The organism is Maribacter polysaccharolyticus (assembly GCF_028882255.1).
In the GTDB taxonomy this organism is placed as follows: Bacteria; Bacteroidota; Bacteroidia; order Flavobacteriales; family Flavobacteriaceae; genus Maribacter_A; species Maribacter_A polysaccharolyticus.
In genome coordinates, this window is the sequence record NZ_JARBUY010000001.1 from 147717 (window position 1) to 171358 (window position 23642).

Consider the following 23642-nt stretch of genomic DNA (forward strand, 5'->3'; position numbering starts at 1 on the left):
ATGCCGTAAGGTATTATTTTGAAACCTTATCCACGCTTATTTTGGAATTACGATTGGCGATTTCCCAAGCCGTATAAAAAATCAATCGTGTACGGTTCTCTAAAAGATCGTAATTTATTTTGTCTGGGGTATCGGTGGGGCGGTGATAGTCATCATGGGTGCCATTGAAATAAAAAATGATCGGTATGTTATTTTTGGCAAAATTATAGTGGTCACTCCTGTAATAAAACCGATTGGGATCGTGGGGGTCATTATAGGTATAATCGAGCTCAATGTTCATGTATTTTCGATTCACCTGCTCCGAAAGGTTATGTAGATCGGTACTTAATTTATCCGAACCTATTAAATAAAGATAGTTACGGTCCCCTTCGCGTTTAGGGTCTATTCTACCTATCATATCGATATTTAAATTGGCCACGGTCTTCTTCAAAGGAAAAATCGGGTCTATATCGGTATAATACTCCGAACCGAACAATCCTTTTTCCTCCCCGGTTACATGAAGGAAAACTACGGAACGATTAGGACCATAACCTGCTTCTGCGGCTTGTTTAAAGGCCTCCGCTATTTCCAATAAAGCCACTGTACCTGAGCCATCATCATCGGCACCGTTGTTTATTTCCCCTTTATCGGTTATACCTATATGGTCTAAATGGGAAGAAATAACGACATATTCATCCGGTTTGGTCGACCCCTTGATATAGGCAACGACGTTTTCAGATTCGATGACACTTCCGTTAGACGTAAGGTTAAGGTTCAAATCCGTACCAAGAAATTCAGTAGCTGTACCATTCAAGATTCCGGGATACAATTCAGCTGCGGCTTTTTTGTTCAGAACAACATTCATGAATATCGGATCATTGGACTTTTTCAAGGAAAGTTTCCCTGAAGAGCCTTGTTTTATCCTTTTGTAATAACTTTGATATCTTGAAAAATTTTCATCATCATAATACAACATCCCCAACCCGCCATGCTCCTGTATGGCTCTGGATCGTTCCCCGTAGGCATCGGATACTTTACTCCATTTTGATTTGTTGCGCGTACCGCTAATCTTATATGTTCCATCGGCATTTACCGGTTCGCCAAACTTCACCAGTACCAGTTTGCCTTTTATATCCAAATCCGTAAAATCGCTGTAATTTTCATCCTCTATTCCATACCCAGCATAGACAATCGAATCAAAATGGCCTTTTACGGCATCAAACGCCAGGACATCTTCCCCCAATTCATGGCTAATCCCATTGATTTCTATTGCCCCAGAAGGCATTTCATTGGTCAATAAGGGAACTTTTTGGAAATAATCACTATTGCCCTGTGCTGCAGGGATATCCAAAGTGACATATTGATCCTTGATATAGGCTACTGCCTTCTTTGCTCCATTGGTGCCGGTTTCACGCCCTTCAAAATCATCGGATGCATAAACATATAAGTGTTCTTTCAACTCATCGGCTGTTATGGATGCCGCATAAGTTTTTTGAACCGTTTGAGTTGTAGTATCTTCCTTTTTTTCAGGAACCGTTTTTTGCGAAGAATTACAGGCCATTGATAAACCAACGGCAATTAAAACCAATTTATTCATTAAGGAAAGATTTTTAAAGCATCAAAAATAATGAAAACCGTCGGGTCTTTCCTTTTATTTCCAAACCTGTGCGGCATTATTGCTTTATTGGCAATTTTATGAAGCTGTCATTGATAAATTATATTTTATGGATGCTTTTTTAATCAATGTATTTATAGTGGATAAACGATAGGCTTATGGATATAATGGATTGGTGTTGAAATCGTTATGGATTCCTTACGAATTCCCTCAAAATGTCGAAAAATTTATAGATCGATGACCAAAGTTACGGAATGGACAGGGCTGAAGACGGCACTAGGTAAAGGTTCCGATGATCAATGAAGGTATTTTTTGTCGATTGAAGATCGATTTAGAATATTAATCAATAATTTGGTACTGGAATATTTATGAATATTAAAAAGAATACCAAAATGATTACGGGTAAAAATTATATTGGGAATAGGCTTTCCGCCAAGGGTGAAATAACCTACAAAACATTTAATCCACAATTAAATACGGAAAACGATATCCCTTTCATGGAAGCTACACCTGGGGAAATCGAGGAGGCCATAACATTGGCTACTGCTGCCGCAACGGAATTTGGGGCTTTAACGGGAAATAGAAAGGCCGAATTTTTGAATGCGATAGCCGATGGGATTTTAGCCTTGGGAGACAAATTGATCAAAACTTATTGCTCAGAAACCGGTTTGCCCGAAGGAAGGGCAATGGGGGAAAGGGGCAGGACCATTGGCCAATTGAGGGCCTTTGCGAAATTAGTGGAAGAAGGTTCATGGGTAGAGGCATCCATAGATACGGCCATTCCCGACAGAACCCCAATCCCAAAACCTGATTTACGCAAAATGTTGATTCCTTTAGGCCCAGTGGTGGTTTTTGGTGCCAGTAATTTTCCGTTGGCCTATTCTACGGCTGGGGGCGATACGGCAGCTGCCTTCGCGGCCGGATGTCCGGTAATCGTTAAATCACATCCCATGCATGCAGGTACAGGGGAATTGGTTGCTTCGGCCATTGTCAATGCAGCCAAGCAAACGAATATGCCCATTGGCGTTTTTTCAAATTTAAACAGTAGTGGAATAGAAGTAGGTACGGCCCTTGTACAACATCCCGGAGTGAAGGCCGTTGGCTTTACAGGAAGCATCGGAGGCGGTAGGGCCTTGTTCAATTTGGCCGCACAGCGGGAAGAACCGATTCCTGTTTTTGCTGAAATGGGAAGTGTGAACCCCGTTGTACTATTACCGGAAGCCGTACTTAAAAGAGGGGAGGCGTTGGCCAAGACCTATGCGGGATCCATCACGTTGGGAACCGGACAATTTTGTACCAATCCAGGATTACTTTTAGGGATCAAAAGTGGGGAATTGACCGCTTTCATAAAAAAGCTTTCGGATGAAATCATCAAAATAGAACCTAGCTGTATGTTACATCCCAATATCATTGGGGCATATGAGTCAAAAAAAGAAAAAGCACTTTCCCAAAGTGGTATAACGGTGAAAGCTGAATTGGAGAAAAGTGTGCAGGTAAATTATGCCAGACAAACGGTTACTACGGTAGAAGGCAATACCTTTTTACAAAACAAGACCTTACACCAGGAGATTTTCGGTCCTTATTCCATCGTTGTCCAATGTGAGGATGTAAACCAGTTGGAAGAAATCATCAAAAATCTTGAAGGCCAGTTGACCGGTACCCTAATTGCCGAAGAACAAGAGTTGACGGCAAATCCGAACATTGTCAGTGCGTTACAGAATAGGGTAGGGAGATTAATATACAATGGGGTACCTACCGGGGTAGAGGTATGTCCGTCAATGCAACATGGTGGACCTTATCCTGCATCCACCGATAGTAGATTTACCGCCGTAGGCGTTCATTCGATCAAACGTTGGGTGCGACCGATCAGCTACCAGGATTGGCCCAATGACCAATTGCCTGACGAATTAAAAAATGAGAATCCATTGGGCATTTTACGATTGGTAAACAATGAACAAACAAAAAGCGCTCTCTAAATACCCCAAGTATGGCAAGGAGTGTTTTTACCTGTATTGATGCCCATACCTGTGGAAATCCTGTTAGGGTCGTTTCGAAAGGAGGGCCGATCCTAAAGGGGAAGACTATGGGCGAAAAGCGCCAACATTTTCTTAAAGAGTTCGATTGGATCCGGAAAGGCTTGATGTTCGAGCCCCGAGGCCATGATATGATGAGCGGCAGCATTTTCTACCCACCAACAAATCCTGAAAATGATTTTGGCATCCTGTTCATTGAAACCAGTGGTTGCCTACCCATGTGTGGCCATGGTACCATAGGTGCCATCACCATAGGGATAGAGGAAGGACTTCTTACTCCCAAGAAACGGGGCAAGATTCGTATGGAAACCCCAGCGGGACTCGTATTGGTCGAGTATAAACAAACAGGTAATAAAGTGGATTGGGTCAAGTTGATCAATGTAAGGTCCTATTTGGCCGCAACCGAACTAAAGATAGTGTCCTCACAATTAGGGGAATTGGTTTTTGATGTGGCCTATGGGGGTAATTTCTATGCAATAATCGATTCCCAAAAGCATTTTTCCGGTATCCAAGATTTTACGGCAAGCCAACTCATCCAATTCAGTCAGGAAATAAGGGATAAAATCAATGTGGAATACCCGGGAAGATTCGTACACCCGGAGGATCCGACCATTAAAGACGTAAGCCATATATTATGGACAGGAAAAACCCTTTCCCCGGAGGCCACGGCCCGTAATGCCGTCTTTTATGGGGATAAGGCCATAGACCGTTCACCGTGCGGCACCGGTACGTCTGCCCGAATGGCCCAATGGTACGCCAAAGGAAAATTGAAATTGGGCGAGGAATTCGTACATGAAAGTTATATTGGATCCAAATTTATCGGAAGGGTGGAACAAGTGACCACTTTAGCAGGATTACCGGCCATTATTCCCAGTATCCAAGGTTGGGCTAAAATTTATGGCCATAATACAATTACCATTGATGACGATGACCCATATGCCTTTGGCTTCCAAGTTGTTTAAAAACCAAGGGCAAAGGACCCTGCAATTCGATTATCGATAAAGTTTGATAGGGTATGGGCAAGTACAACCTACGGAGCACCATATATGAATCCCGATTTGCGTCACCCCAACCCAATAATACCTTAATTTCCCTATATATGACCAGGTAAGGTATTGTTCGCCCGTTCAATTCAACCGCCCCCTGTAACCTTAAGTCCCGATTTATCCATCATTTCCTATGAGATTGAAAGCCCCTTGGACCAAGAAGGTATCAGTGGTTTTAAAATCCCCAACATTTATTATTTCCACAAAACCATTGAAACTTCCGCCGATTTCCACCTCCTTTTGCTCAAAAACAAAGGTCCCTCCATTCACTGTTTGCATCAACACAAAATGTGATTCCTCCATGGAAATTACCGCTTCTTCAGGTAAGGCCAATGCCTGGTTGGTATTGGTGATTATTTGTGCATCAACGAACATTCCTACCGCAAAATCGTGATTTTCATCGTCATCTAAATGACCATGGACCTTTACCGTCCTGTTCTGCTTGGCTATAGACGTCCCAACAAGATGTACTTCCGCTTCATAGGATATGTCTCCGGCCTCAGGGATTTTAAAAAATATTTTTTGTCCTTTCTTTATCTTTAGTATATCTTTTTCAAATACGGAAAGTTCAAGATGTATATGGTCGGTGTTAATGATCTCCATGATTTCATCCGCAGGGGAAACATAAGTACCCTTACTCACATATAAATTGGTGACCTTACCATGAATAGGGGCATAAAGGGTAATCTCAGAGGTAAGGTTTCCCGCCTCTACCGAAGCGATATTTATATTCAGCATTTGCAATTTTTTCTTTAAGCCCTTATAACGGGCCAACGTACCCTTATATTCACTCTCTGCCTTTAGGAAATTTTTCTGCGAGCTGATCTTTTCGGCCATAAGCGTTTTTTGGCGTTCATATTCGGCTTTAAGGAATGTAAGTTGCTCGGCCGTCTCAAGATAGTTTTGCTGCAACGCTACAAATTCGGGGTTTTCCAAAGTAACCAGTAATTGCCCTTTGCCGATCCGATCTCCGATCAATAAGGGGGTGGAGGTGATATACCCGCCCATGAAGGAACTTATTATGGCCCTGTTTTGTGGGGGTACATCGATCATTCCTGTCGTAACCACTACCGACGGAAACGATTGTTCCGATAATTGGCCCAATTTCATGTTATTACGATCGAACTGCTCTTTGCTAAGCTGAATTTCAGTATTGCGGTTTGTGGATACCGTGGCTTCATCATTTTCATCTTTGTTCTTTGATTCCCCACAGGCAAAGACCATAAAGGCCGATAGGAGGAAGGCTGTATATTGAAATGATTTCATGAGGTTTATTTTTGATTTTGTAGTATTCATATTTTCCTTTTTCATTATTTTCCCATCACAATATCAAATGGTTCAGGGCAATAACGGTTTGATTGTAATTATTGAGACTCTCCAAATAGGACAACGTGATTCGATATGCATTTTCCAAGCTCTGGATGTATTGGAAAAAATCGATTTCCCCATTCTGGAAGCTGACCGTCGCGGTTTTCAGAATTTCTTCAGAAATCTTTTGTCCGTCATTTTCGTAATAACTTAAGGTGGTTTCATATTTGCGGAGTTGCCCCATTAATTGTCCGTATTTTAGGTACAATCGGTTCTTGTAGTCCACCGATTCTTCAAAGGCCCTATCCTTTTCAATGGTAGCGGCCTTAATCTTAGCGGCCTTACCATTGAATAGTAATGGGATTTTCAATCCGACCTGATAGCCATAAAGATGTTCTCCCAAACCTGAATTCGTACCTTGGAAATAATCAAAATTGATTTCGGGAAGCAGGGATTGTTTTTCATAACCGCTTTTGGCCTTATACCAGTCATTTCTTTGTTCATAAAGCGTCAGGCCGATATTACCTGAAATCCCATCCACATGTAATTCCAATTTTTCAATCGGTAGCAATGCAATGTCCAAAGGTTCATCCACTTGCACTATTTGTTGCAGGTGTTTTAGTGCCATCGTCACATCTTCTTTGGCTTGCCCGTAAAGGGCTTGGAGTTCCTTTTGTTTGGCCTCTGCCGTTATCTTCTCCAAATAATTGGTTTCCCCCAATTCGAACCTGCGCTGGGAAGCATGTGCGAATTTCCGGTAAATGCTGTCCAAATACCCATAGACCCTCGACTTTTCACGCTCATATACCAACTGGTGATAGGCAGAGGCGATTTCACGCTCAAGGCGTTGCTTTTGTATTTCCAAATTACTTTCCTCCATCCTTAAATTCGCTTTATTGATTCTTTTACCAGCGAAATAAACGGTCGGAAACAAAAAGCTTTGTTGAATGCCAAAAACATCCAATGGATTGTCGTTAAAAGCCAAATTGTTTTGATCGTATGAATAATAAACTTCCGTTTTTTCAAAGTCAAATGCACTACCGACCAAAGCCTTGGAAGAACGGGTTTTTAGTTCCGCAGCCTTAAGCCCGGCATTGTTTTCCAAGGCCATTGTTCTTAATTGCTCAAAATGCAATCCTTTTTCTTGGGCATTTACCTGAACTGTAAGTAAAACAAGCAGCAGAAAAACCCCTAAACCCTTATTTTTCTTCTTCTTTAACTTCTTCATAATACGAGAGGTTTGTTTTGTGTCAAAAATGGAATATAAAATCGGTAACACGATCATGGTCAGTAAGGTCGATGTTACAAGTCCCCCTATGACCACCGTTGCCAATGGCCGTTGTACTTCCGCACCCGCATTAGTGGAAATTGCCATGGGCAGAAACCCTAGCGCAGCTGCCGCTGCGGTGAGTAAAACCGCCCGTAAACGGTCTTTTGTACCTTGCCTAATCCTGGCTTCGATATCCGTTACACCCTGTTCTTTAAGCTCTTTAAAATGCTCTATCAGGACAATTCCGTTCAATACCGCGATACCGAAAAGTGCGATAAAACCTACCCCGGCAGAAATACTGAAGGGCATGCCCCGAAACCACAATAAGAATACACCACCAACAGCGGCAAGCGGAATTGCCGATAAAATCATCAAGGCTTCCTTTAATGACCTGAATGCAAAATAGAGTAAGATAAAAATCAGGACCAATGCCACGGGTACCGCTACTTTTAATCTGCTTTTGGCACTTTGCAGGTTTTGAAACTGCCCCCCATAGGTAATGGTATAGCCAACAGGGAGCTGTATATATGTTTCGATTTTGTTCTGAATATCCGAAACCACTGACTGAAGGTCCCGATTACGTACATTGATGCCCACAACGATCCTTCGTTTGGTGTCATCACGAGAGATTTTGGCCGCCCCTTTGGTATTGGTAATATCGGCCACCTCACTCAAGGGAATTTTTCCCCCTGAAGGTAGGTCCACATAAAAGTTTTTGATATCATCGATGTTCCTTCTACTGTTTTCATCCAACCGAAGGGTAAGGTCAAAACGTTTTTCCCCTTCAAAGATGCTTCCCATTTTACTGCCACCGAACCCCATGGAAACCATCTTATTCAAATCACTGATGTTCAATCCATATCTTGCGATTTTACTGCGGTCGAACTTGATGTTCATTTGTGGAAGTCCAGCTATTTTTTCAACACTGATATCGGCCGCACCTTCGACATCTTGTATCAACCGTTTAATTTCATTGCCCTTTGCGTTTAGGACCTCCAGATCCTCTCCGAATATCTTGATGGCTATATCGGCCCGTACCCCTGTGATAAGTTCATTGAATCGCATTTCTATGGGTTGGGTAAACTCTACTTCCATTCCGGGAATAACCCTTAGGGCTTCTTTGAATTTATCGGCGAGTTCGTCTTTGGAGTGGGCAGAAACCCATTCTTTAATGGGTTTAAGGGTAATGATGACATCGGTTTCTTCCATAGACATGGGGTCTGTTGGGACTTCTGCGGCACCAATCCGGGTCACCACCTGGTCCACTTCCGGAAAATTATCCAATAAAATTTGTTCAATTTGGGTCGTGGTCTCAATGGTCTTGCTCAACGAGGTTCCGGTTTTCAGGATCGGTTGGATTACAAAATCGCCCTCATCCAAAGTAGGTACGAATTCACCCCCCATGGTGGTAAAAAGATAAACGGATAGTGCAAGTAGGCCTCCAGCTATCGCCAAGACCGACTTTTTCCAGCCCAAAGCCCATTTGATAGTAGGGGCATAGAGCAGATTTAGGAATCGCATTAAACGTACCGATATATTCTTATCGGTGATCCGTGCCGGTTTCAATATAAGGGATGAAATGACCGGGACATAGGTAAAACACAAGATCATGGCCCCAATCAAAGCAAAACTAAAGGTCAAAGCCATGGGCTTGAACATCTTACCTTCAACGCCACTTAAGGAGAGGATCGGTATAAAAACGATAAAAATGATCAACTGCCCAAAAATTGCCGAATTCATCATTTTAGAGGCACTATTCAACGTGATCCTGTCCTTGGCCGACTGCACCTCCCTTTTGGTCATTCCCAATAATTCCTTGCCTTTGGAAGTGATCTGAAAAGCGATGAATTCCACTATGATCACCGCCCCATCAATGATTATCCCGAAATCTATGGCCCCTAAACTCATCAAATTGGCATCTACCCCAAAAATGTACATCAGGGAAAGGGCAAACAAAAGACATATAGGGATGACCGAAGCCACCACTAATCCTGACCTTAAATTACCCAAGAGCAATACGACGACGAAGATGACGATAAGACAACCGAGAATAAGGTTTTCTGCCACGGTAAAAGTTGTTTTGGCAATTAATGCACTTCGTTCCAAAAATGGATTGATATAAACACCTTCAGGCAGGGTTTTGGAAATCGAGGCTACGCGATCCTTTACCGCCTCGATGACTTTCTTCGAATTGGCATCTTTTAGCATCATGACCTGACCCAAAACTTTTTCCCCTTCCCCGTTGCCCGTAATGGCCCCGAATCGATTGGCACTACCAAAACCGACACTTGCTATGTGCTTTATTAAAATAGGGACACCACCCTCATTTTTTACCACGATATTGCCGATATCCTCCAAGGAGGTCACGAGACCTTCCCCACGGATAAAATAGGCCTGATTGTTCTTTTCGATATATCCACCACCGGCAACGCTATTGTTATTTTCCAATGCCTTGAAAATTTCGCCGATTGAGATATCCATGGCATTCAATTTCTCGGAATTAATGGCCACTTCATATTGCTTTAGGTACCCACCCCAAGTATTGACTTCGACAACCCCCGGGATACCGGATAGCTGACGTTTTACGATCCAATCCTGTATGGTACGGAGTTCCATAGCGGAATATTTATGCTTATATCCGGGTTTTGTATCCAATACATATTGATAAATCTCCCCTAAGCCCGTGGTGATGGGCCCCATTTCCGGGGTGCCGAATCCTTCTGGGATTTTTTCCGATGCCGACTTTATTTTTTCGGCGATAAGTTGTCTGGGCAGGTAGGTCCCCATATTATCCTCAAATACAATGGTCACCACAGATAGGCCGAATTTGGATATGGAACGGATCTCAAGTACCCCGGGCAGGTTCGCCATTTCAAGCTCTACAGGGTAGGTGATGAATTGTTCTATATCTTGGGTTGATAGATTCTGGGAAGTCGTAATGACCTGCACTTGATTGTTCGTTACATCGGGAACGGCCCCAATAGGAATGCGGGATAGGGAAAATAGCCCAAAAAATATGATAAATAACGTTAGCAGCAGAACAAATAGTTTATTCTTTATACTGAATCGTATGATTTTTGTCAACATAATCCATGGTAAAAAGTGATACAAAACATCCAAGCCTTTTGTGACCGGGATGAACTAAATCAATAGGGGATCATGCGTGTTGGGGCGGTTGGAAAATATCCGATTTTTCCAAAAAAGAGTAGTTGTCCAAATAAAAGAAATCCAATGTACGGTTTAGGATCGGAACCGTTTGAATGGGAGGAACATTAAAAATATGGATTACAAAAGCCATTGGGGTATACGAACTACAGTAATGGTTAAAGGGAAGTTCGTCATGGGCTTTTTTTTCTTCCTGATGGTCCTTTGAATGTTCAGGGGCCAATTCACCATAATGTTTGGACAGGAAAACCATGATATCATCATCATATTTTTCAGCATGGAATTGCGCATGCGCAACAAGTTGGCCAAGATGTGCGAATTCCCGCATATCCAAACCAAAACTTTGGATAAATACCAAAAGGGACAATACGAATGAAATACACTTGAACATACCGATAATAAAGATATGCAATATTTGAATTTGAATGGATATTCATTCCCTAAATTAATGACAAGTAAAGGGTTACCCTATAGAATTGTAAATTTCAACACTTCGTTCGAACAAACGTAAATGCAGTACGAAACCAAATCGCTTATCGACAGACCATGAATTCGGGACTATCGGCCCAATGCTTTGGCTATCGCGGCCTCCACCATAGGAGCCATTACCTCGTAGCCCAATTTTGTCGGGTGTACACCATCAAGGGCATATTTTTTGGGCAATCCGTTGCGCTCATCCACCAGCTCAGAAAAATAATCAAGATAAATATGGTTGTTTTCCCGTGCATACGCCCTTAACATCCCGTTGAGTGCAATTATTTTCTGTGAGGGTTCCAATCCGGGTCGCCAAGGATAGTCATAGACGGGGAGTACTGAGCAAATTACGACCTTTATCCCATGGACTTCTGCCAACTCTGCCATGGACTTCAAATTATCGGCGATCATTTCCAGGGTAGACGGACCGGTATTGCCTGCAATGTCATTGGTCCCGGCAAGAATGACTACTACTTTGGGGTGCAAGGCAATGACGTCCTGTCTAAAACGCAATAGCATTTGAGGGGTCGTTTGTCCTCCAATACCCCTGTTGATATACGGTTTTCCCTCAAAGAATTCCGGTACCTTGTTCAACCAGCCGATCGTAATTGAATTCCCCATAAACACCACACGGTCTTCTTGGGCATCGGGCAATCCAACTTTGGCATTTTCGGCCCTAAAATGTTCTAGATTTGCCCAATCTTGGGCCTGGGAAGTACTTATCATTAAAAAAACAAAAAAGACAATGAATGTTTTCATGGCATTTGGGGGTATTTATTTTTGGAATAAATATACTTATTTCTAAAACAAAAAACCCTGGTAAATCGCTTTACCAAGGTCTTTGCATTAATTTCGATCCATTTATTCGCAGGACACATCGGCACCTGTGCTATCCCAGCAATGCCAATCCTCATCCCCAAAATAGGTATAGGCCATAACCCTTCCATAATATTCGGTCTGGCTCCATTCGATGTTCACATCAACAAAATCCTCGTTTTCGGAATCGTATACATGAATATTGTAAAATACATTGTAATCCCCTTCCTGCAATCCGTATTCCAGGTAACTGCCATAATAAAGGTCTTCGCCTTCCTCTGCGTCCAATTCACGGATCCAGGTATATCTGATATTCCCTATTTCATCATTTTCGCGACTCCAGGTAATATTGATCATCGATACGGGATTCTCAGGACTTTGGTAAAGTACCCATTCCCCAGCGTTACCATCCAAGTCGGATACCCCCGAAAACCAAAGGAATTCATCAAAGGGATCGGTACCTACTTTGGTTACGTACATTTCCCAAATTACCCCATCATCGGTCAATTCCCCAGTAAGTCTTGCCGTATATTCACTCGCAAATCCATCAACGGTATAAGACCATTGCCAAGTGCTTTCCCCTAAAAATTCGGCTTCATGGTTAAACGCACTTTGAAATGAAGCAACCGGGATGGCTAAATTGGTGAATAATACCGTATTCCAAAATCCGACCACTACCCGGGGATATGTCCAGTTGTCACCCAACTTTGCCGTCGAAGCTATTGATTTGTCGGTTCCTGAAGAATCTTCCAAAAAACCACTTAAATCAATGGCCATGGATTCATAAGGTGGTAATTCCATGGCTTCGGTACTCAATTGAACGCTGTCCTCGGAATCATCACATGAGAAATTAAATATAATAACGAATGCCAATAAAGCATAAAGCAGTTTAGTTTTCATAATGTTGTTAGATATTTTGTTCGTATCAATATCCTTAACGTATATATGTCCTTAAAATTGTGAAAACCAGCCTGTTTTAGATCCATCTTACAAGACGTTCAAAGCTTCAACCTTTGGTCTTATAGGTATTCTGACGGATGGGTAACCAAAGCCTCGAAATTTTGAAAGAATTGCCCTATATGCCTGCCATCGACTATCGCATGGTGCGCTTGTACCGATAAAGGCATCAATGTCTTACCGTTTTGTTCAAAAATCTTTCCCCAAACGATTCTAGGCACGCTGTCCGACGGATGATAGTGCATCGCATGTTGGATATTCGTAAAACTTACCCATGGAAACGTTGACATGAATAAAAAGTCATCACGACCGGGTTCATCCTCTAGAGAAGGATCGGTTTTCATTTTGTCCATGACTTTCCTGGCCTTTTTAAAAAACACCTTTGAATCATGGGAAAAATCCACCGTACAGAAACTGAAAACATCGGCCATATCGGTAGGTACGGTGAAAGATGGATGTACCAAAGGATGCTCAACCACTTCATCTCCCCGTATCCGCCATCTGAATTCGGGGATTTCGTTGGCCATCAATGACAATAAATAAACCAAACTGATATGGACCGAAAGGTTTTCATTTTTTAGATAAGGCAACAATTCACCCAGATCAACATTGGCGGTAACACTGAAATGTGGATGGTTCATCCCCCTAAAAAAATCAAAATGCTTTTTACGGTGCGGATTGCTGAAATCGACTGTTTTCATTCAATACTTGGCACTTTTACCGTTAGAGGTGGTCCGTTCTATGAACGCCCTGATATCATCATTGGCTTTTTTTAAGTCTTCCCGTCTCAAATACATCATATGCCCACTGCGATAACCCTTAAATTCGAACCGATCCTTCATTCGACCACTGGGATCTACTTGCCACATCGTGTATTTGGCATTGAAATAGGTGGTGGCACCATCGTAATAACCGGATTGTACCAAGACATTCAAATAAGGGTTCTGGGCCATAGCTTGGCGAAGATTGTCCCTGGTATTGTCTTTTTCATTGTTCCAAGGGTGTACCGGGCCGAACATGTTGTATTTTATATCGGTCTTAAAATTCAATTCTTCCTGAAGGTAATAATTGATGGCAGGGGTAAAGCTATGCAACCAAGAGGTCAGCTCGGCATTGTAATCCGGTCTTTCCCCAAAGTTCTGCCGATCAATTCCTAAATAACGGGAATCCAAACGCCCTGTGGTATACCCTTGATCTTTTAATAGATGCTTCCAGAAATACCCTGTGGGCACCACTAGGTTCTGGTCAAGGATCTCTTTTTCCGACAATCCGGAAAAGTAGGCCATTTTCTTGGCAACGGCATTTTTTTCGGCACTGTCTATAAATCCTCCTTTGCTCAGGGCGGGAATCAGGGTGTTAAGGGTAAAATCCTCAGCTTCCGGTAATATCTCGAGAAGGTCTTTTTGTTGCAATGCTGAAGGCAATTGCTTGTGATGCCAAGCGGTAGCCGTATAATAGGGTAGGTTCATGGCATCCGATACCGGTCCGCCCCTTCGTATTACCTTATAGTCGGCTGGGGAAACCATGATCACCCCGTTCAGATACATCCATTGTTGGTTTTGCAAAGCCAATGAAAGCCCCATGACCCGAGTTCCCCCATAACTTTCCCCCATAATGTATTTTGGGGACCGCCATCTATTGTTACGTGTTACAAAAGTATTCAACCATTCGGCCAAATACTTTATATCGGCATTTATTCCAAAGAACTTATCCCGGTCCACTTCCTTCCCTGTTTCAGGAATAGTGCGGGAATAACCGGTATTTGCCGGATTCACATAAACGATATCGGTAACATCCAATATCGAAAAAGGGTTATGATCCACACCATAAGGTTGTATGGGATACCCTTCATCATCGATTTTTAGGATCCTTGGTCCTGTATAAGCCAAATGCATCCATACCGAAGCAGATCCGGGTCCACCATTGAAGGAAATGAGCAAGGGTCTGGCTGCCCGATCTTTTACGTTGTTCTTGGTATAGTACGTATAGTATAAGGATGCTATAGGTTTACCCGCTTCATCCCATACCGGTTGAGTACCTGTTTGTGCGGTATAATTGATCGTAGTTCCTTTTATGGTAACACTGTGCTGTGTAGTAACCACGGTATCCACTGGAAGTTTTCGTTCTTGGGCATTGGTCAATGCCATGCCTGCGACCAGACTTAATACAAAGAGTATTCTTTTCATTTTTTTAATTTGAGATTGGTTGGATTAAAAGTAGGGAAATTTACACAATGACAGAAAACAATGGTTTCCGGAAATTAAAACTTTTCAAAAACCCCAAGTCCAAATAGGGCAAAATCATATTTTACGGGATCATTGGGATCCAATTTGCGCAGGGAAGTATCCAATTCCAAAACCGCTTTGGCATCATTTTGCTTTCGTTTCAATAAACCGAGTTTTCTCGCTACGTTACCGGAATGGACATCCAATGGGCAGGAAAGTTGGTTGGGGGATATTTTTTTCCATATCCCAAAGTCCACCCCGGTAGAAGCATCCCTGACCATCCATCGTAAGAACATATTGATGCGTTTGGCGGCCGATCCTTTTAAGGGATCGGAAATATGTTTGGTGGTTCTTTGTTGGTGTGGTAGTTCGAAAAAGACCTTTTTAAAGGCTGAAATACCGCTTTGTATCGAATCTATGCCAACATTTGATGCAAAAACGGTTTCCATGCCACCATGTAAGCGGTAAATATGCTGTAGGCTTTGGACAAAATAAACAAGGTCGTGATTATTAAAAGTGCGGTGCACAAAGCCCTCAAACCTTTCAAGGTCACTAGGCGTATGGTTCATAATAAAATCGAAGGGGGAATGATCCAATAACCCCATCATTCTTTTGGCATTATTGATGATGCTTTTCCGATTGCCCCAGGCAATGGTCGCCGTTAAAAAGGCACTGATTTCAATATCCTCCTTTAGGGTGAAGGCATGAGGGATTTGAATAGGGTCACTTTCCAAGAAGTGTACTTGATTGTACTCAGCAACCTTGATATCCAAAAACTCTTTGAGTTCGTTTTGGGTCATCATAATGGATCAGTGGTAAGGTCGGCCCATTCAATACCCGTGGAATCGGTAATTCGACCATCGACCATAGTGAGTTTGCGATCGGCAAGATCCGCCAATTCTTTATTATGGGTAACGATAACAAAGGTTTGACCAAATTTATCCCGCAATTCAAAAAACAATTTATGCAGATTGTCCGCACTTTCGGAATCAAGGTTACCACTGGGTTCATCGGCAAAAATAACCGATGGGTTGTTGATCAATGCCCTTGCTACGGCAACACGCTGTTGTTCGCCCCCTGAAAGCTCATTGGGCTTGTGGTTTAGGCGGTGCGAAAGTCCTAAAAAGTCAAGCAGTTCCTTAGCCCTTTTTTCCGCATCATTTCGAGGCGTTTTTTTTATATAGGCTGGGATACATACATTTTCCAAAGCCGTAAATTCGGGCAATAGTTGGTGGAACTGGAAAATAAAACCAATATTCCCATTTCTGAACTTCGCGATTTCATTGTCCGACAAATCGGTGACCTCTACGTCCTTTATCAGAAGCCTACTGTCCATTTTATTGCTTTGTACATCCAAAGTGCCCAAGATCTGCAATAGGGTGGTCTTACCTGCGCCCGAAGGCCCAACTATGGAAACGATTTCACCCGATTTAATATGCAGGTCGACGCCCTTTAGCACTTGTAAATCCCCGTAAAACTTTTGGATATTGGTGGCTTTGATCATTGAAGCTTTTTTACGGTCCGAAAATTAAACAATAGCACAGACATACCAAAACGACCCGGTAAATAACAATCCCGAATTCCAGTTTTATTTTAATGAATTTAGCGGTAACTTGTGATGCCGTAAAATGTACTGCCACTCAGATAGGCCATAAATTAAAATGCCTTCCGGTAGAACTACAGGGTAAACAAAAAAATCGCAATATGGCACCATATAAAAGTTTAGAGGAGTATGATATTGAAATAACCAAGGATATCCAAGAACGGTATTCCAAGATCATTGAGGAGATAGGGGAGGATGTCTTTCGGGAAGGTTTAAAGAAAACCCCTGAACGGGCGGCCAAAGCCATGCTTTTCCTTACCCAAGGGTACCAGCAAGACGCTGCAAAGATCCTCAAGAGTGCCATGTTCAAAGAATCGTATAATGAAATGGTCATAGTAAAGGATATTGAATTGTATTCGTTATGTGAACATCATATATTGCCTTTTTTCGGGAAGGCGCATATAGCGTATATTCCTAACGGCCATATCGTTGGACTTAGTAAATTACCGCGTATCGTGGATGTATTTGCGCGTAGATTACAGGTACAGGAACGATTGACCGAACAGATCCTGGATTGTATCAATGACACTTTAAAACCCCAAGGGGTGGCCGTAGTGATCGAGGCCTCGCATATGTGTATGATGATGAGGGGGGTTCAGAAACAAAACTCGGTAACTACCACATCGGGATTCCGAGGGAGCTTTATAAAGGAAGAGACGAGAAACGAGTTCCTAAAATTGATAAGTTCCAACTTATCTTAGGCCCGCAATCGTAAAACCATATAACGGGAAATTTTTATATGCCATTACCAAATGACCTATAATTTAAGCCATGTCAAAAAACGAGGATAAAAAATACCGGACCCTTTTATTGGGATTACTTTTCGATGGAATAGGGATGTTGTCTTTTGTCGTACCCTTTATCGGTGATTTTTCCGATGTCATATGGGCCCCACTGGCAGGTTGGTTGATGACACGGTTGTATAAGGGAAAAATCGGCCAAGTGGCCGGGGTGTTCACTTTTATAGAGGAAATCTTTCCCGGATTGGATGTGATACCCACATTTACGATCATGTGGATTTATACATATATCATCAATCCCCGTAAAAAGAAGACAATAAACATAAATATTAAAGAATAGATATAAAAAAGGGGAATGTTTAAGATTGCATTCCCCTTTTTATTCATATGAAATTAGGATTCACTCCAGTTTTATTCCACGCTAACACTAAAAGTTGCCGTATAATCGGTTGAACCACCAGCATCGGCTATCGTACCATCATTTGGTTTTGTTGGCTCATGTACCAAGGAAACGGTCAAAGTGGCGCTACCTGCGGCATCGGTATCCAAATCAAAGGAAAGTCCTAAATCATTTCCGTCGTCATCCAAATCCAAATTATATACATCAATGATAGCACCTGTATAGGAGTAAAATAATTGATGATCGGTGTTTTCCTCCTCAACTTCTTCCGTAATATCCTCTGCTGGATCTTCCGTCTCATTTGAGAACGTTACACTTCCACTATACGTTGCGCCCGCAGTTAAGTTTCCGGAAACAGTCAATTCGGGATCGTTTGGCCCATCACCATCAGAATCATAGGATTTCAAAGTAATCGTAGTTCCTCCTGCATCTGGTGTAAGGGTAACGGTCATCGTAGTTATGGTTTCTTCCTCGTGTACTTCTTCCGGATCGTCATCATTTGAACAAGAAGCGAGAACGATTCCGGCAAAAGCCAACATAGACAATAGTTTAATGGTTTTCATCATAGACAATAATTTAATGGTTTTCATAATAAACATGGTTAAAAGTGATTAATAATTGAGTTTGAATTGTAAAATGATATTTCTACCAAGGTCATCGGCATAATAGCGTAGCCTATTAAGGTAATCCCTATAAGAGACATCCAAGATATTGGTGCCGATAAGGCTAACGGTCAAGGTGCTTTTTTCGAAATTGAAATCCATACTGCTATTTAAGGACAACACATGATAAGCATCCGGGGCACTGTTTATTTCCAAAAGAACATCTTCCTGTTGTTCAGTGGAATACACATATATATCTTCCGGGGTTTCATTCTGTTTGAATACATATTTACTTTCAAGGCCAATTTCGAGATTCTTCCATGGGGTAGTAAAGGAAATCTTGTTTCTGATATTGGCAGCCGGAATATTTATCAACGGTTCATCATCGGTCAAATCCTTACCTTTTGTTAAGGAGAATTTATGGTCTGTTCTCCAATGATCCGCCCAATTGGCATATACAGAGAGATCCACCCCTAAAATCCTAGCGTTGGTTTGATGGTATTCCCAAACAGGGAATGAACCCCTGACCGTATATTCAACATCCGTCGGTTCCAGATAAATAAAATCATTTATATAATTCACATATGGTTCCAAGGTGTATCCCCAAACTCCATCCTTAATTAAGGACATGGATGCTTTATGTGATGTTTCACTGGTGATCCTTAAATCCCCTAATTCTATCCTAGCGGCCGAGTGATGTAAACCATCACTGAATAATTCAGAGGGATTCGGGGCCCTATTGGCCAGGGCATAGTTAAAACTCAACGAATGTTGGTTGTCCGTACTATAATTGACACCTAGGGTTGCCGAGACGTTGTGGTAGTCAAAAACCGGATGGGTCAAATATTGGGAGCTTTCCGTTTCCCTGATGATTATATCACTAAAATCGGCATCATAACCCCGTTCTTCCCATCTCGATATTTTATAATACTTTTTAGCATCGATCTTACTATAGTCGTATCGTAGCCCTGTATCCATTTTCCAATCTTCCCCCAAGTCAAATTCCATTATGGAAAAAAACCCGGCATCATACTTGTCATAATCGGGAATGAGTCTTCTTACCCCGGTATCCGGATTTGCAAAGTTGTTTTGGTACCTGCCCATCAAACCAACGGTAAGATCAAAACCCGATTTGGCGTCCCATTTAAAGTCAGAGGTAAGGGTATGCGTAGTCAATTCAAGATCAATGGAAGGTTTGTATTTATCATCTCCGGTCCTCACGTCATATTCGTATCTCCGATTGTTCTGGAAATCGTATTGGACATTGAATTTTCCAAGCCCTTCATACCTTTTATAATATTTGAATTTCCCCAGATGGTGGGTAACTTCCTGTCTGGGACTTGTAATATCATAGGTAAATGGGTCAACAACGGTAGGTTCGTCATCGTTTATGGCCCTGATTAAATCATCGACACTACCTATATGCGAAGCAGAAAGAATTCCTATTTCCGTATTAAAAAAAGAATAACTGCCACGCCATCCAGAGGTGAAATTCTCTTTCCCAAAATGAAGGGAAGCCCCAATTTCCTTAACCCCCGTATTGGATAGGATATAATCCGGTGCTTCTTGGTCCCCTAACCGTTTATAGGAAGCCTGCCCTTTTACAAACCATCCGTTTTCATAGGTTTTGGTCAAATCAGTATTGATTTTTCCGCCACGACCGTTCAAGATTCCCGTCAATATGGTTTTTCCAAAAAGGGAATCTTTCTTGGCAAATCTATTTTGTTCAATCAAAATAACACCGCCTATGGCATCACCACCATATTGCAAGGCCGATGCGCCTTTTATAACCGAAATTGAACCTGCTGCATTCACATCCACATTGGGTGCATGCTCTGCTCCCCATTCCATATCCTGCATTCGCACCCCATTATTAAGTACCAAGACCCTGCTCCCTGAAAGTCCGTGAATAGTAGGTTTTACAATGTTCGCTCCTGTGTTCAAGGATGAAATCCCATTGATTTCCTTTAAGGCATCCCCTAAACTGGCACTGCCATATTGTTCGATGGTTTTCAATTTTAGGGTCTCCTCAATGGCCGAATTGGTTTTGGTAACCCTATTACCAGTAACCTTTACTTCCTCCAATACCTCAAAATGATGCTCTAAGAAGATATTCAGATTTAAATTTGTTTCTAAATCAACTTTCATAAATGCCGATTGGCATTCTGGATGGTAGATTTCCAATTCATAAGGACCATCACAGAGATCGGGAATCTCAAAAAACCCATTCACGTCGGTATAGAAAATAGCATCCTTTTTTCCGATTAGGGTTACAGAAGCCCTGACCAAAGGGGTCATATCGTGAAAATCGGTAACTACACCTGTAATGACACTTTTACATTGTTGGGATTGAACAGTGAACTGAACAAACACCAATGTAAACATGATTAACCATGCTTTCATAAATAATAATATGTATTAAATGATTAAAGTACCCCAATGGAATAATGGGGCTATAGACTGCTTTTAAGAAAGCAAAAAGGGGGGAGGCCTTGAAAAATAGGAATAAACCGTCTGGTTTGAAATAATAGTCTGGTTATCGATCCCAAAGGTTAGTTCTAACCAAACTAAATCAATTTCCGGCTCAAAGACGACAACATCAGGCTGAACATGAACTGTTTGCTGCAAATCAATTGCCATGGTGCAAATCAAACATTTCTCGATATGGCTGTCATTTTCGCTCTGATGCGAAAATACATGCAATGGAGATAACTTTATAAAAATCAAAGTTACCAAAAAGAAAAAGCTCAGAATTTTTTTCCAATTACCCATACCTCCTGCAAATCTAATAATTCACATAGATTATAAAAGTTAAAAAACCCTTAATTAAAAAGAAATCCAAGGCCAAGTCGCTTTAACATTTTCTTTTCCATATTCCAGAAAAATCTAAATTGTCCGAAAAGCCAACCATAAAGGACAAGCAGTACCTGATATATTGGAAAAATGATCAAAATACGGATGGTCCAATACACCCATGCTTCGGTAGTTCCACGGTGTAGGCCTATAAATTCCATAATGGGCTCTGCAAACGTAACGGATGTTGATCCCGTTATGGCGAAAACGATAAAAATAACCACAATTTGAAAATTGGAATCTATTCCCCAACGTTGCTTTAATTTCTCCATATATTTTTTCAAAGTGCCAAATATACCTTTTAAATCCGAGGAATAAAAGGTCCCAAACGTTGGTTGTATTTCCGTTGAAAGTATATAAAATAATTATACAGCTTATAATTCACCTCATACCCATAATCGATATTGGACGAATAATCGATCTGCAATTCGTAAAGGTCCGGGTCGTACCTATGGGGTTGTAACACCCGCTGGTTCCATTCGATTACATAGATCATATTGCGATTTTCCAAATACGATTGGCTGTAGTAGCCTTCCGGTTTTGCCATACTGTTCAACCAATAATTATAACCGGGTTCAATGATAATGATCTCATATTCCGTTTCATCATTGGCTATGGTTATGGTATCACCCATCTTTTGGGTAAAGGCCATTTTTTCTTCCTCGGAGATGTTCAATACTTCTTTTGTACCACCGCAACTACTGGCGACCAGAACCACCAAAGTCAGTATTGCAAGGTACCTATGCCATAAATGTCCCATGTCTTTGGATTTTAGTGTATTGTATAAGTCTATTCAAATCGTTGTTCCTAACAACAGATTTTCTTTAATATACAAAAAAAGTCGCCCTGACACTATGGTCAGGGCGACTTTCTCCATATAAAGGGATTTGTTCTTATTTTCCAAAAAGTCCGCCTAGCAATCCACCCAGGCCACTTTTCTTTTGTCCACCTCCCATGACCATTCCTGCAACGTCATCGAGAACACTACCATCGCCATCGGCATCCAATAAGGTTGTAATCAGGCTTTGGTTCTGTTGTGGCTGTCCACCCAGCATACTTCCCAATAAGGTATTCATACCCCCGGCATCGCTGACATTGCTTTGGGCTTTTTGCTTTCCTAGGAAGCCCATTACAATGGGCGCCGCGATTTTCAATATATTGGCAACAGCACCTGCATCCAGTCCTGATTTTTGACTTAAGGCATTCTCTATCTGTGGTTGTTTGTTACCGAATACATGACCCAAAATACCGGCACCATCGCTCAAAACGGACTCATCGAGACCGCCACCGAACAATCCGCCAAGATCGTCAAGGATGCTTCCATCGTGTTTTGAAGAAAGGGCACTCATTAATCCTTCGGCCCCTTGTGGTGAGGATACGTTTTTTTTCATGGCACCCAAAAGTAGGGGCATGGCCATACTCAATACATCAGCGGTCTTACTTTCGGGCTGACCGGTTTGGCCTGCCACACCGCTAATAAGTTGTTTGCCCATTGGGCTGTTTAGTAAATCCAATAATCCAGACATGTTATATAGTTAATTTAATGATTAGTCCCGTAAAATACGAAAAAGTATTAAATGTCCTTTTACACCTCATGAAATATCATTTCAATAAGGATATGATCTGTTTGGCCAATTCACTTCCTATTCGAGTTTGAGCCTCTGCGGTTGCCGCCCCGATATGTGGGGTCAATGATATCTTGGGGTGCATAAGGATCTGGATCTCCGGACTGGGTTCTGATTCATAAACATCCAAACCTGCAAATGAAACCTTCCCTTCTTCCATGGCTTGGATCAGGGCGACTTCGTCGATTACCCCTCCCCGGGCAGCATTTACGATACCCACTCCTTGTTTCATTTGGTCAAATTCACCCTTACCAAGAATATACTCCTTTTGGGCGGGTACGTGTACCGTAATGAAATCGGCTTGTTGTAAAAGCGTTGATTTTTCAATGCTTTTAAATTCGAAGGAAACCGATTGCCCGTCAAAGAAATCAACCTTAATGGATGCCTTTTCAATGTTGGGATCGGAATAGACCACGTTCATACCGATTCCCAGGGCTATTTTCGCCGTAGCTTGGCCAATTTTACCGAATCCGATAATACCAAGGGTTTTTCCCCTTAGTTCCGTACCTCCGGCATAGGCTTTTTTAAGTTGTTTGAATTTACTATCCCCTTCCAACGGCATGTTCCTATTGGCATCATATAAAAAACGGACCCCACCGAATAAATGGGCAAATACCAATTCCGCCACCGATTCTGAAGAGGCGGCAGGTGTATTGATTACATAGATCCCTTTTTCCTTGGCATAGGCTACATCGATATTGTCCATTCCCACACCGCCTCGTCCTATCAACTTAAGGGAAGGACACGCATCGATGATATCCTTTCTTACCTGCGTGACACTACGAACCAATAGTCCGACAATACCGTGCTCATTGATATAATTGATAAGTTGTTCCTGGGCAACCCTTGTTGTGATGACCTCAAAACCCGCAGTTTCCAGTTCGGTTTGGCCATTAGGGGAAATCCCGTCGTTTGCTAAAATTTTCATGGT

General features: G+C 42.0%; 21 protein-coding genes. 4 read left to right on the forward strand and 17 right to left on the reverse strand.

The window, feature by feature from the left end; translation table 11 throughout:
* Positions 1-13 precede the first annotated feature (13 nt).
* Positions 14-1576 carry a M28 family peptidase gene (locus PHU20_RS00690; protein ID WP_274823408.1) on the reverse strand — a complete coding sequence of 521 codons (1563 nt, stop codon included), beginning with the start codon at positions 1574-1576 and terminating at the stop codon, positions 14-16.
* Between the two features lie 410 nt (positions 1577-1986).
* Between PHU20_RS00690 and PHU20_RS00695 the strand changes: the two genes are divergently transcribed.
* Together PHU20_RS00695 and PHU20_RS00700 are read left to right on the forward strand one after the other, a co-directional pair.
* A complete protein-coding gene (locus tag PHU20_RS00695) occupies positions 1987-3570 on the forward strand; it encodes an aldehyde dehydrogenase (NADP(+)) (RefSeq protein WP_274823409.1) in 1584 nt (527 codons plus the stop codon).
* Between the two features lie 11 nt (positions 3571-3581).
* The gene (locus tag PHU20_RS00700; protein WP_274823410.1) at positions 3582-4589 is read left to right on the forward strand and encodes a 4-hydroxyproline epimerase; all 1008 of its coding nucleotides are present in this window, start codon (positions 3582-3584) and stop codon (positions 4587-4589) included.
* 201 nt (positions 4590-4790) lie between these two features.
* On the opposite strand, the gene PHU20_RS00705 is transcribed toward PHU20_RS00700, so the two are convergent.
* The 9 genes from PHU20_RS00705 to PHU20_RS00745 all read right to left on the reverse strand — a co-directional run bounded on the left by PHU20_RS00705 (position 4791) and on the right by PHU20_RS00745 (position 16392).
* Positions 4791-5939 (reverse strand): efflux RND transporter periplasmic adaptor subunit, encoded by a 1149-nt coding sequence (locus PHU20_RS00705; RefSeq protein WP_274823411.1) that lies wholly within the window; start codon positions 5937-5939, stop codon positions 4791-4793.
* Positions 5940-5994: 55 nt separating this feature from the next.
* The gene (locus PHU20_RS00710; RefSeq protein WP_274823412.1) at positions 5995-10338 is read right to left on the reverse strand and encodes a CusA/CzcA family heavy metal efflux RND transporter; all 4344 of its coding nucleotides are present in this window, start codon (positions 10336-10338) and stop codon (positions 5995-5997) included.
* Positions 10339-10408: 70 nt separating this feature from the next.
* A complete protein-coding gene (locus PHU20_RS00715; RefSeq protein ID WP_274823413.1) occupies positions 10409-10807 on the reverse strand; it encodes a hypothetical protein in 399 nt (132 codons plus the stop codon).
* A gap of 167 nt (positions 10808-10974) precedes the next feature.
* Positions 10975-11649 (reverse strand): SGNH/GDSL hydrolase family protein, encoded by a 675-nt coding sequence (locus PHU20_RS00720; protein WP_274823414.1) that lies wholly within the window; start codon positions 11647-11649, stop codon positions 10975-10977.
* A gap of 102 nt (positions 11650-11751) precedes the next feature.
* Positions 11752-12606, reverse strand: a complete 855-nt coding sequence (locus PHU20_RS00725) for a hypothetical protein (RefSeq protein WP_274823415.1) — start codon at positions 12604-12606, stop codon at positions 11752-11754.
* Positions 12607-12725: 119 nt separating this feature from the next.
* On the reverse strand, positions 12726-13364 hold the full coding sequence (locus tag PHU20_RS00730; RefSeq protein ID WP_274823416.1) for a chloramphenicol acetyltransferase: 639 nt from the start codon (positions 13362-13364) through the stop codon (positions 12726-12728).
* Positions 13365-14849 carry a S10 family peptidase gene (locus PHU20_RS00735; protein ID WP_274823417.1) on the reverse strand — a complete coding sequence of 495 codons (1485 nt, stop codon included), beginning with the start codon at positions 14847-14849 and terminating at the stop codon, positions 13365-13367.
* 74 nt (positions 14850-14923) lie between these two features.
* Entirely contained in the window at positions 14924-15688 is a 765-nt protein-coding gene (locus tag PHU20_RS00740; RefSeq protein ID WP_274824449.1) for a TIGR02757 family protein, read from the reverse strand.
* On the reverse strand, positions 15688-16392 hold the full coding sequence (locus tag PHU20_RS00745) for an ABC transporter ATP-binding protein (protein ID WP_274823418.1): 705 nt from the start codon (positions 16390-16392) through the stop codon (positions 15688-15690). Before PHU20_RS00745 ends, PHU20_RS00740 begins: the two co-directional genes overlap by 1 nt.
* Before the next feature lie 200 nt (positions 16393-16592).
* Here PHU20_RS00745 and folE point away from each other — a divergent pair, with 200 nt between their 5' ends.
* Together folE and PHU20_RS00755 are read left to right on the forward strand one after the other, a co-directional pair.
* A complete protein-coding gene (folE, locus tag PHU20_RS00750; RefSeq protein ID WP_274823419.1) occupies positions 16593-17192 on the forward strand; it encodes a GTP cyclohydrolase I FolE in 600 nt (199 codons plus the stop codon).
* 70 nt (positions 17193-17262) lie between these two features.
* Complete coding sequence (locus PHU20_RS00755; RefSeq protein WP_274823420.1) at positions 17263-17571, forward strand: hypothetical protein; 309 nt, start codon at positions 17263-17265, stop codon at positions 17569-17571.
* Between the two features lie 71 nt (positions 17572-17642).
* On the opposite strand, the gene PHU20_RS00760 is transcribed toward PHU20_RS00755, so the two are convergent.
* From PHU20_RS00760 to PHU20_RS00790, 7 genes are all read right to left on the reverse strand, one after another.
* A complete protein-coding gene (locus PHU20_RS00760) occupies positions 17643-18221 on the reverse strand; it encodes a type 1 periplasmic binding fold superfamily protein (RefSeq protein WP_274823421.1) in 579 nt (192 codons plus the stop codon).
* Positions 18222-18242: 21 nt separating this feature from the next.
* On the reverse strand, positions 18243-20636 hold the full coding sequence (locus PHU20_RS00765) for a TonB-dependent receptor (RefSeq protein ID WP_274823422.1): 2394 nt from the start codon (positions 20634-20636) through the stop codon (positions 18243-18245).
* Between the two features lie 63 nt (positions 20637-20699).
* Positions 20700-21005, reverse strand: a complete 306-nt coding sequence (locus tag PHU20_RS00770; protein ID WP_274823423.1) for a hypothetical protein — start codon at positions 21003-21005, stop codon at positions 20700-20702.
* 50 nt (positions 21006-21055) lie between these two features.
* The gene (locus PHU20_RS00775) at positions 21056-21358 is read right to left on the reverse strand and encodes a DUF6787 family protein (RefSeq protein WP_274823424.1); all 303 of its coding nucleotides are present in this window, start codon (positions 21356-21358) and stop codon (positions 21056-21058) included.
* A gap of 29 nt (positions 21359-21387) precedes the next feature.
* Positions 21388-21846: a DUF6146 family protein gene (locus tag PHU20_RS00780; protein WP_274823425.1), complete on the reverse strand. Its 459-nt coding sequence runs from the start codon at positions 21844-21846 to the stop codon at positions 21388-21390.
* Between the two features lie 133 nt (positions 21847-21979).
* Positions 21980-22612 carry a DUF937 domain-containing protein gene (locus tag PHU20_RS00785; protein WP_274823426.1) on the reverse strand — a complete coding sequence of 211 codons (633 nt, stop codon included), beginning with the start codon at positions 22610-22612 and terminating at the stop codon, positions 21980-21982.
* Positions 22613-22688: 76 nt separating this feature from the next.
* A complete protein-coding gene (locus PHU20_RS00790) occupies positions 22689-23639 on the reverse strand; it encodes a D-2-hydroxyacid dehydrogenase (protein ID WP_274823427.1) in 951 nt (316 codons plus the stop codon).
* Positions 23640-23642: the final 3 nt, after the last annotated feature.

What these genes read in the sequence shown, in the direction of transcription:
- PHU20_RS00715 (WP_274823413.1), bottom strand. Translation starts at nt 10,807, where the DNA reads ATGTTCAAGTGTATTTCATTCGTATTGTCCCTTTTGGTATTTATCCAA.
- PHU20_RS00690 (WP_274823408.1), bottom strand. Translation starts at nt 1,576, where the DNA reads ATGAATAAATTGGTTTTAATTGCCGTTGGTTTATCAATGGCCTGTAAT.
- PHU20_RS00735 (WP_274823417.1), bottom strand. Translation starts at nt 14,849, where the DNA reads ATGAAAAGAATACTCTTTGTATTAAGTCTGGTCGCAGGCATGGCATTG.
- PHU20_RS00725 (WP_274823415.1), bottom strand. Translation starts at nt 12,606, where the DNA reads ATGAAAACTAAACTGCTTTATGCTTTATTGGCATTCGTTATTATATTT.
- PHU20_RS00720 (WP_274823414.1), bottom strand. Translation starts at nt 11,649, where the DNA reads ATGAAAACATTCATTGTCTTTTTTGTTTTTTTAATGATAAGTACTTCC.
- PHU20_RS00765 (WP_274823422.1), bottom strand. Translation starts at nt 20,636, where the DNA reads ATGAAAGCATGGTTAATCATGTTTACATTGGTGTTTGTTCAGTTCACT.
- PHU20_RS00790 (WP_274823427.1), bottom strand. Translation starts at nt 23,639, where the DNA reads ATGAAAATTTTAGCAAACGACGGGATTTCCCCTAATGGCCAAACCGAA.
- PHU20_RS00710 (WP_274823412.1), bottom strand. Translation starts at nt 10,338, where the DNA reads ATGTTGACAAAAATCATACGATTCAGTATAAAGAATAAACTATTTGTT.
- PHU20_RS00730 (WP_274823416.1), bottom strand. Translation starts at nt 13,364, where the DNA reads ATGAAAACAGTCGATTTCAGCAATCCGCACCGTAAAAAGCATTTTGAT.
- PHU20_RS00770 (WP_274823423.1), bottom strand. Translation starts at nt 21,005, where the DNA reads ATGGGTAATTGGAAAAAAATTCTGAGCTTTTTCTTTTTGGTAACTTTG.
- PHU20_RS00740 (WP_274824449.1), bottom strand. Translation starts at nt 15,688, where the DNA reads ATGACCCAAAACGAACTCAAAGAGTTTTTGGATATCAAGGTTGCTGAG.
- PHU20_RS00775 (WP_274823424.1), bottom strand. Translation starts at nt 21,358, where the DNA reads ATGGAGAAATTAAAGCAACGTTGGGGAATAGATTCCAATTTTCAAATT.
- PHU20_RS00755 (WP_274823420.1), top strand. Translation starts at nt 17,263, where the DNA reads ATGTCAAAAAACGAGGATAAAAAATACCGGACCCTTTTATTGGGATTA.
- PHU20_RS00705 (WP_274823411.1), bottom strand. Translation starts at nt 5,939, where the DNA reads ATGAAATCATTTCAATATACAGCCTTCCTCCTATCGGCCTTTATGGTC.
- folE (WP_274823419.1), top strand. Translation starts at nt 16,593, where the DNA reads ATGGCACCATATAAAAGTTTAGAGGAGTATGATATTGAAATAACCAAG.
- PHU20_RS00785 (WP_274823426.1), bottom strand. Translation starts at nt 22,612, where the DNA reads ATGTCTGGATTATTGGATTTACTAAACAGCCCAATGGGCAAACAACTT.
- PHU20_RS00780 (WP_274823425.1), bottom strand. Translation starts at nt 21,846, where the DNA reads ATGGGACATTTATGGCATAGGTACCTTGCAATACTGACTTTGGTGGTT.
- PHU20_RS00760 (WP_274823421.1), bottom strand. Translation starts at nt 18,221, where the DNA reads ATGAAAACCATTAAATTATTGTCTATGATGAAAACCATTAAACTATTG.
- PHU20_RS00700 (WP_274823410.1), top strand. Translation starts at nt 3,582, where the DNA reads ATGGCAAGGAGTGTTTTTACCTGTATTGATGCCCATACCTGTGGAAAT.
- PHU20_RS00695 (WP_274823409.1), top strand. Translation starts at nt 1,987, where the DNA reads ATGATTACGGGTAAAAATTATATTGGGAATAGGCTTTCCGCCAAGGGT.
- PHU20_RS00745 (WP_274823418.1), bottom strand. Translation starts at nt 16,392, where the DNA reads ATGATCAAAGCCACCAATATCCAAAAGTTTTACGGGGATTTACAAGTG.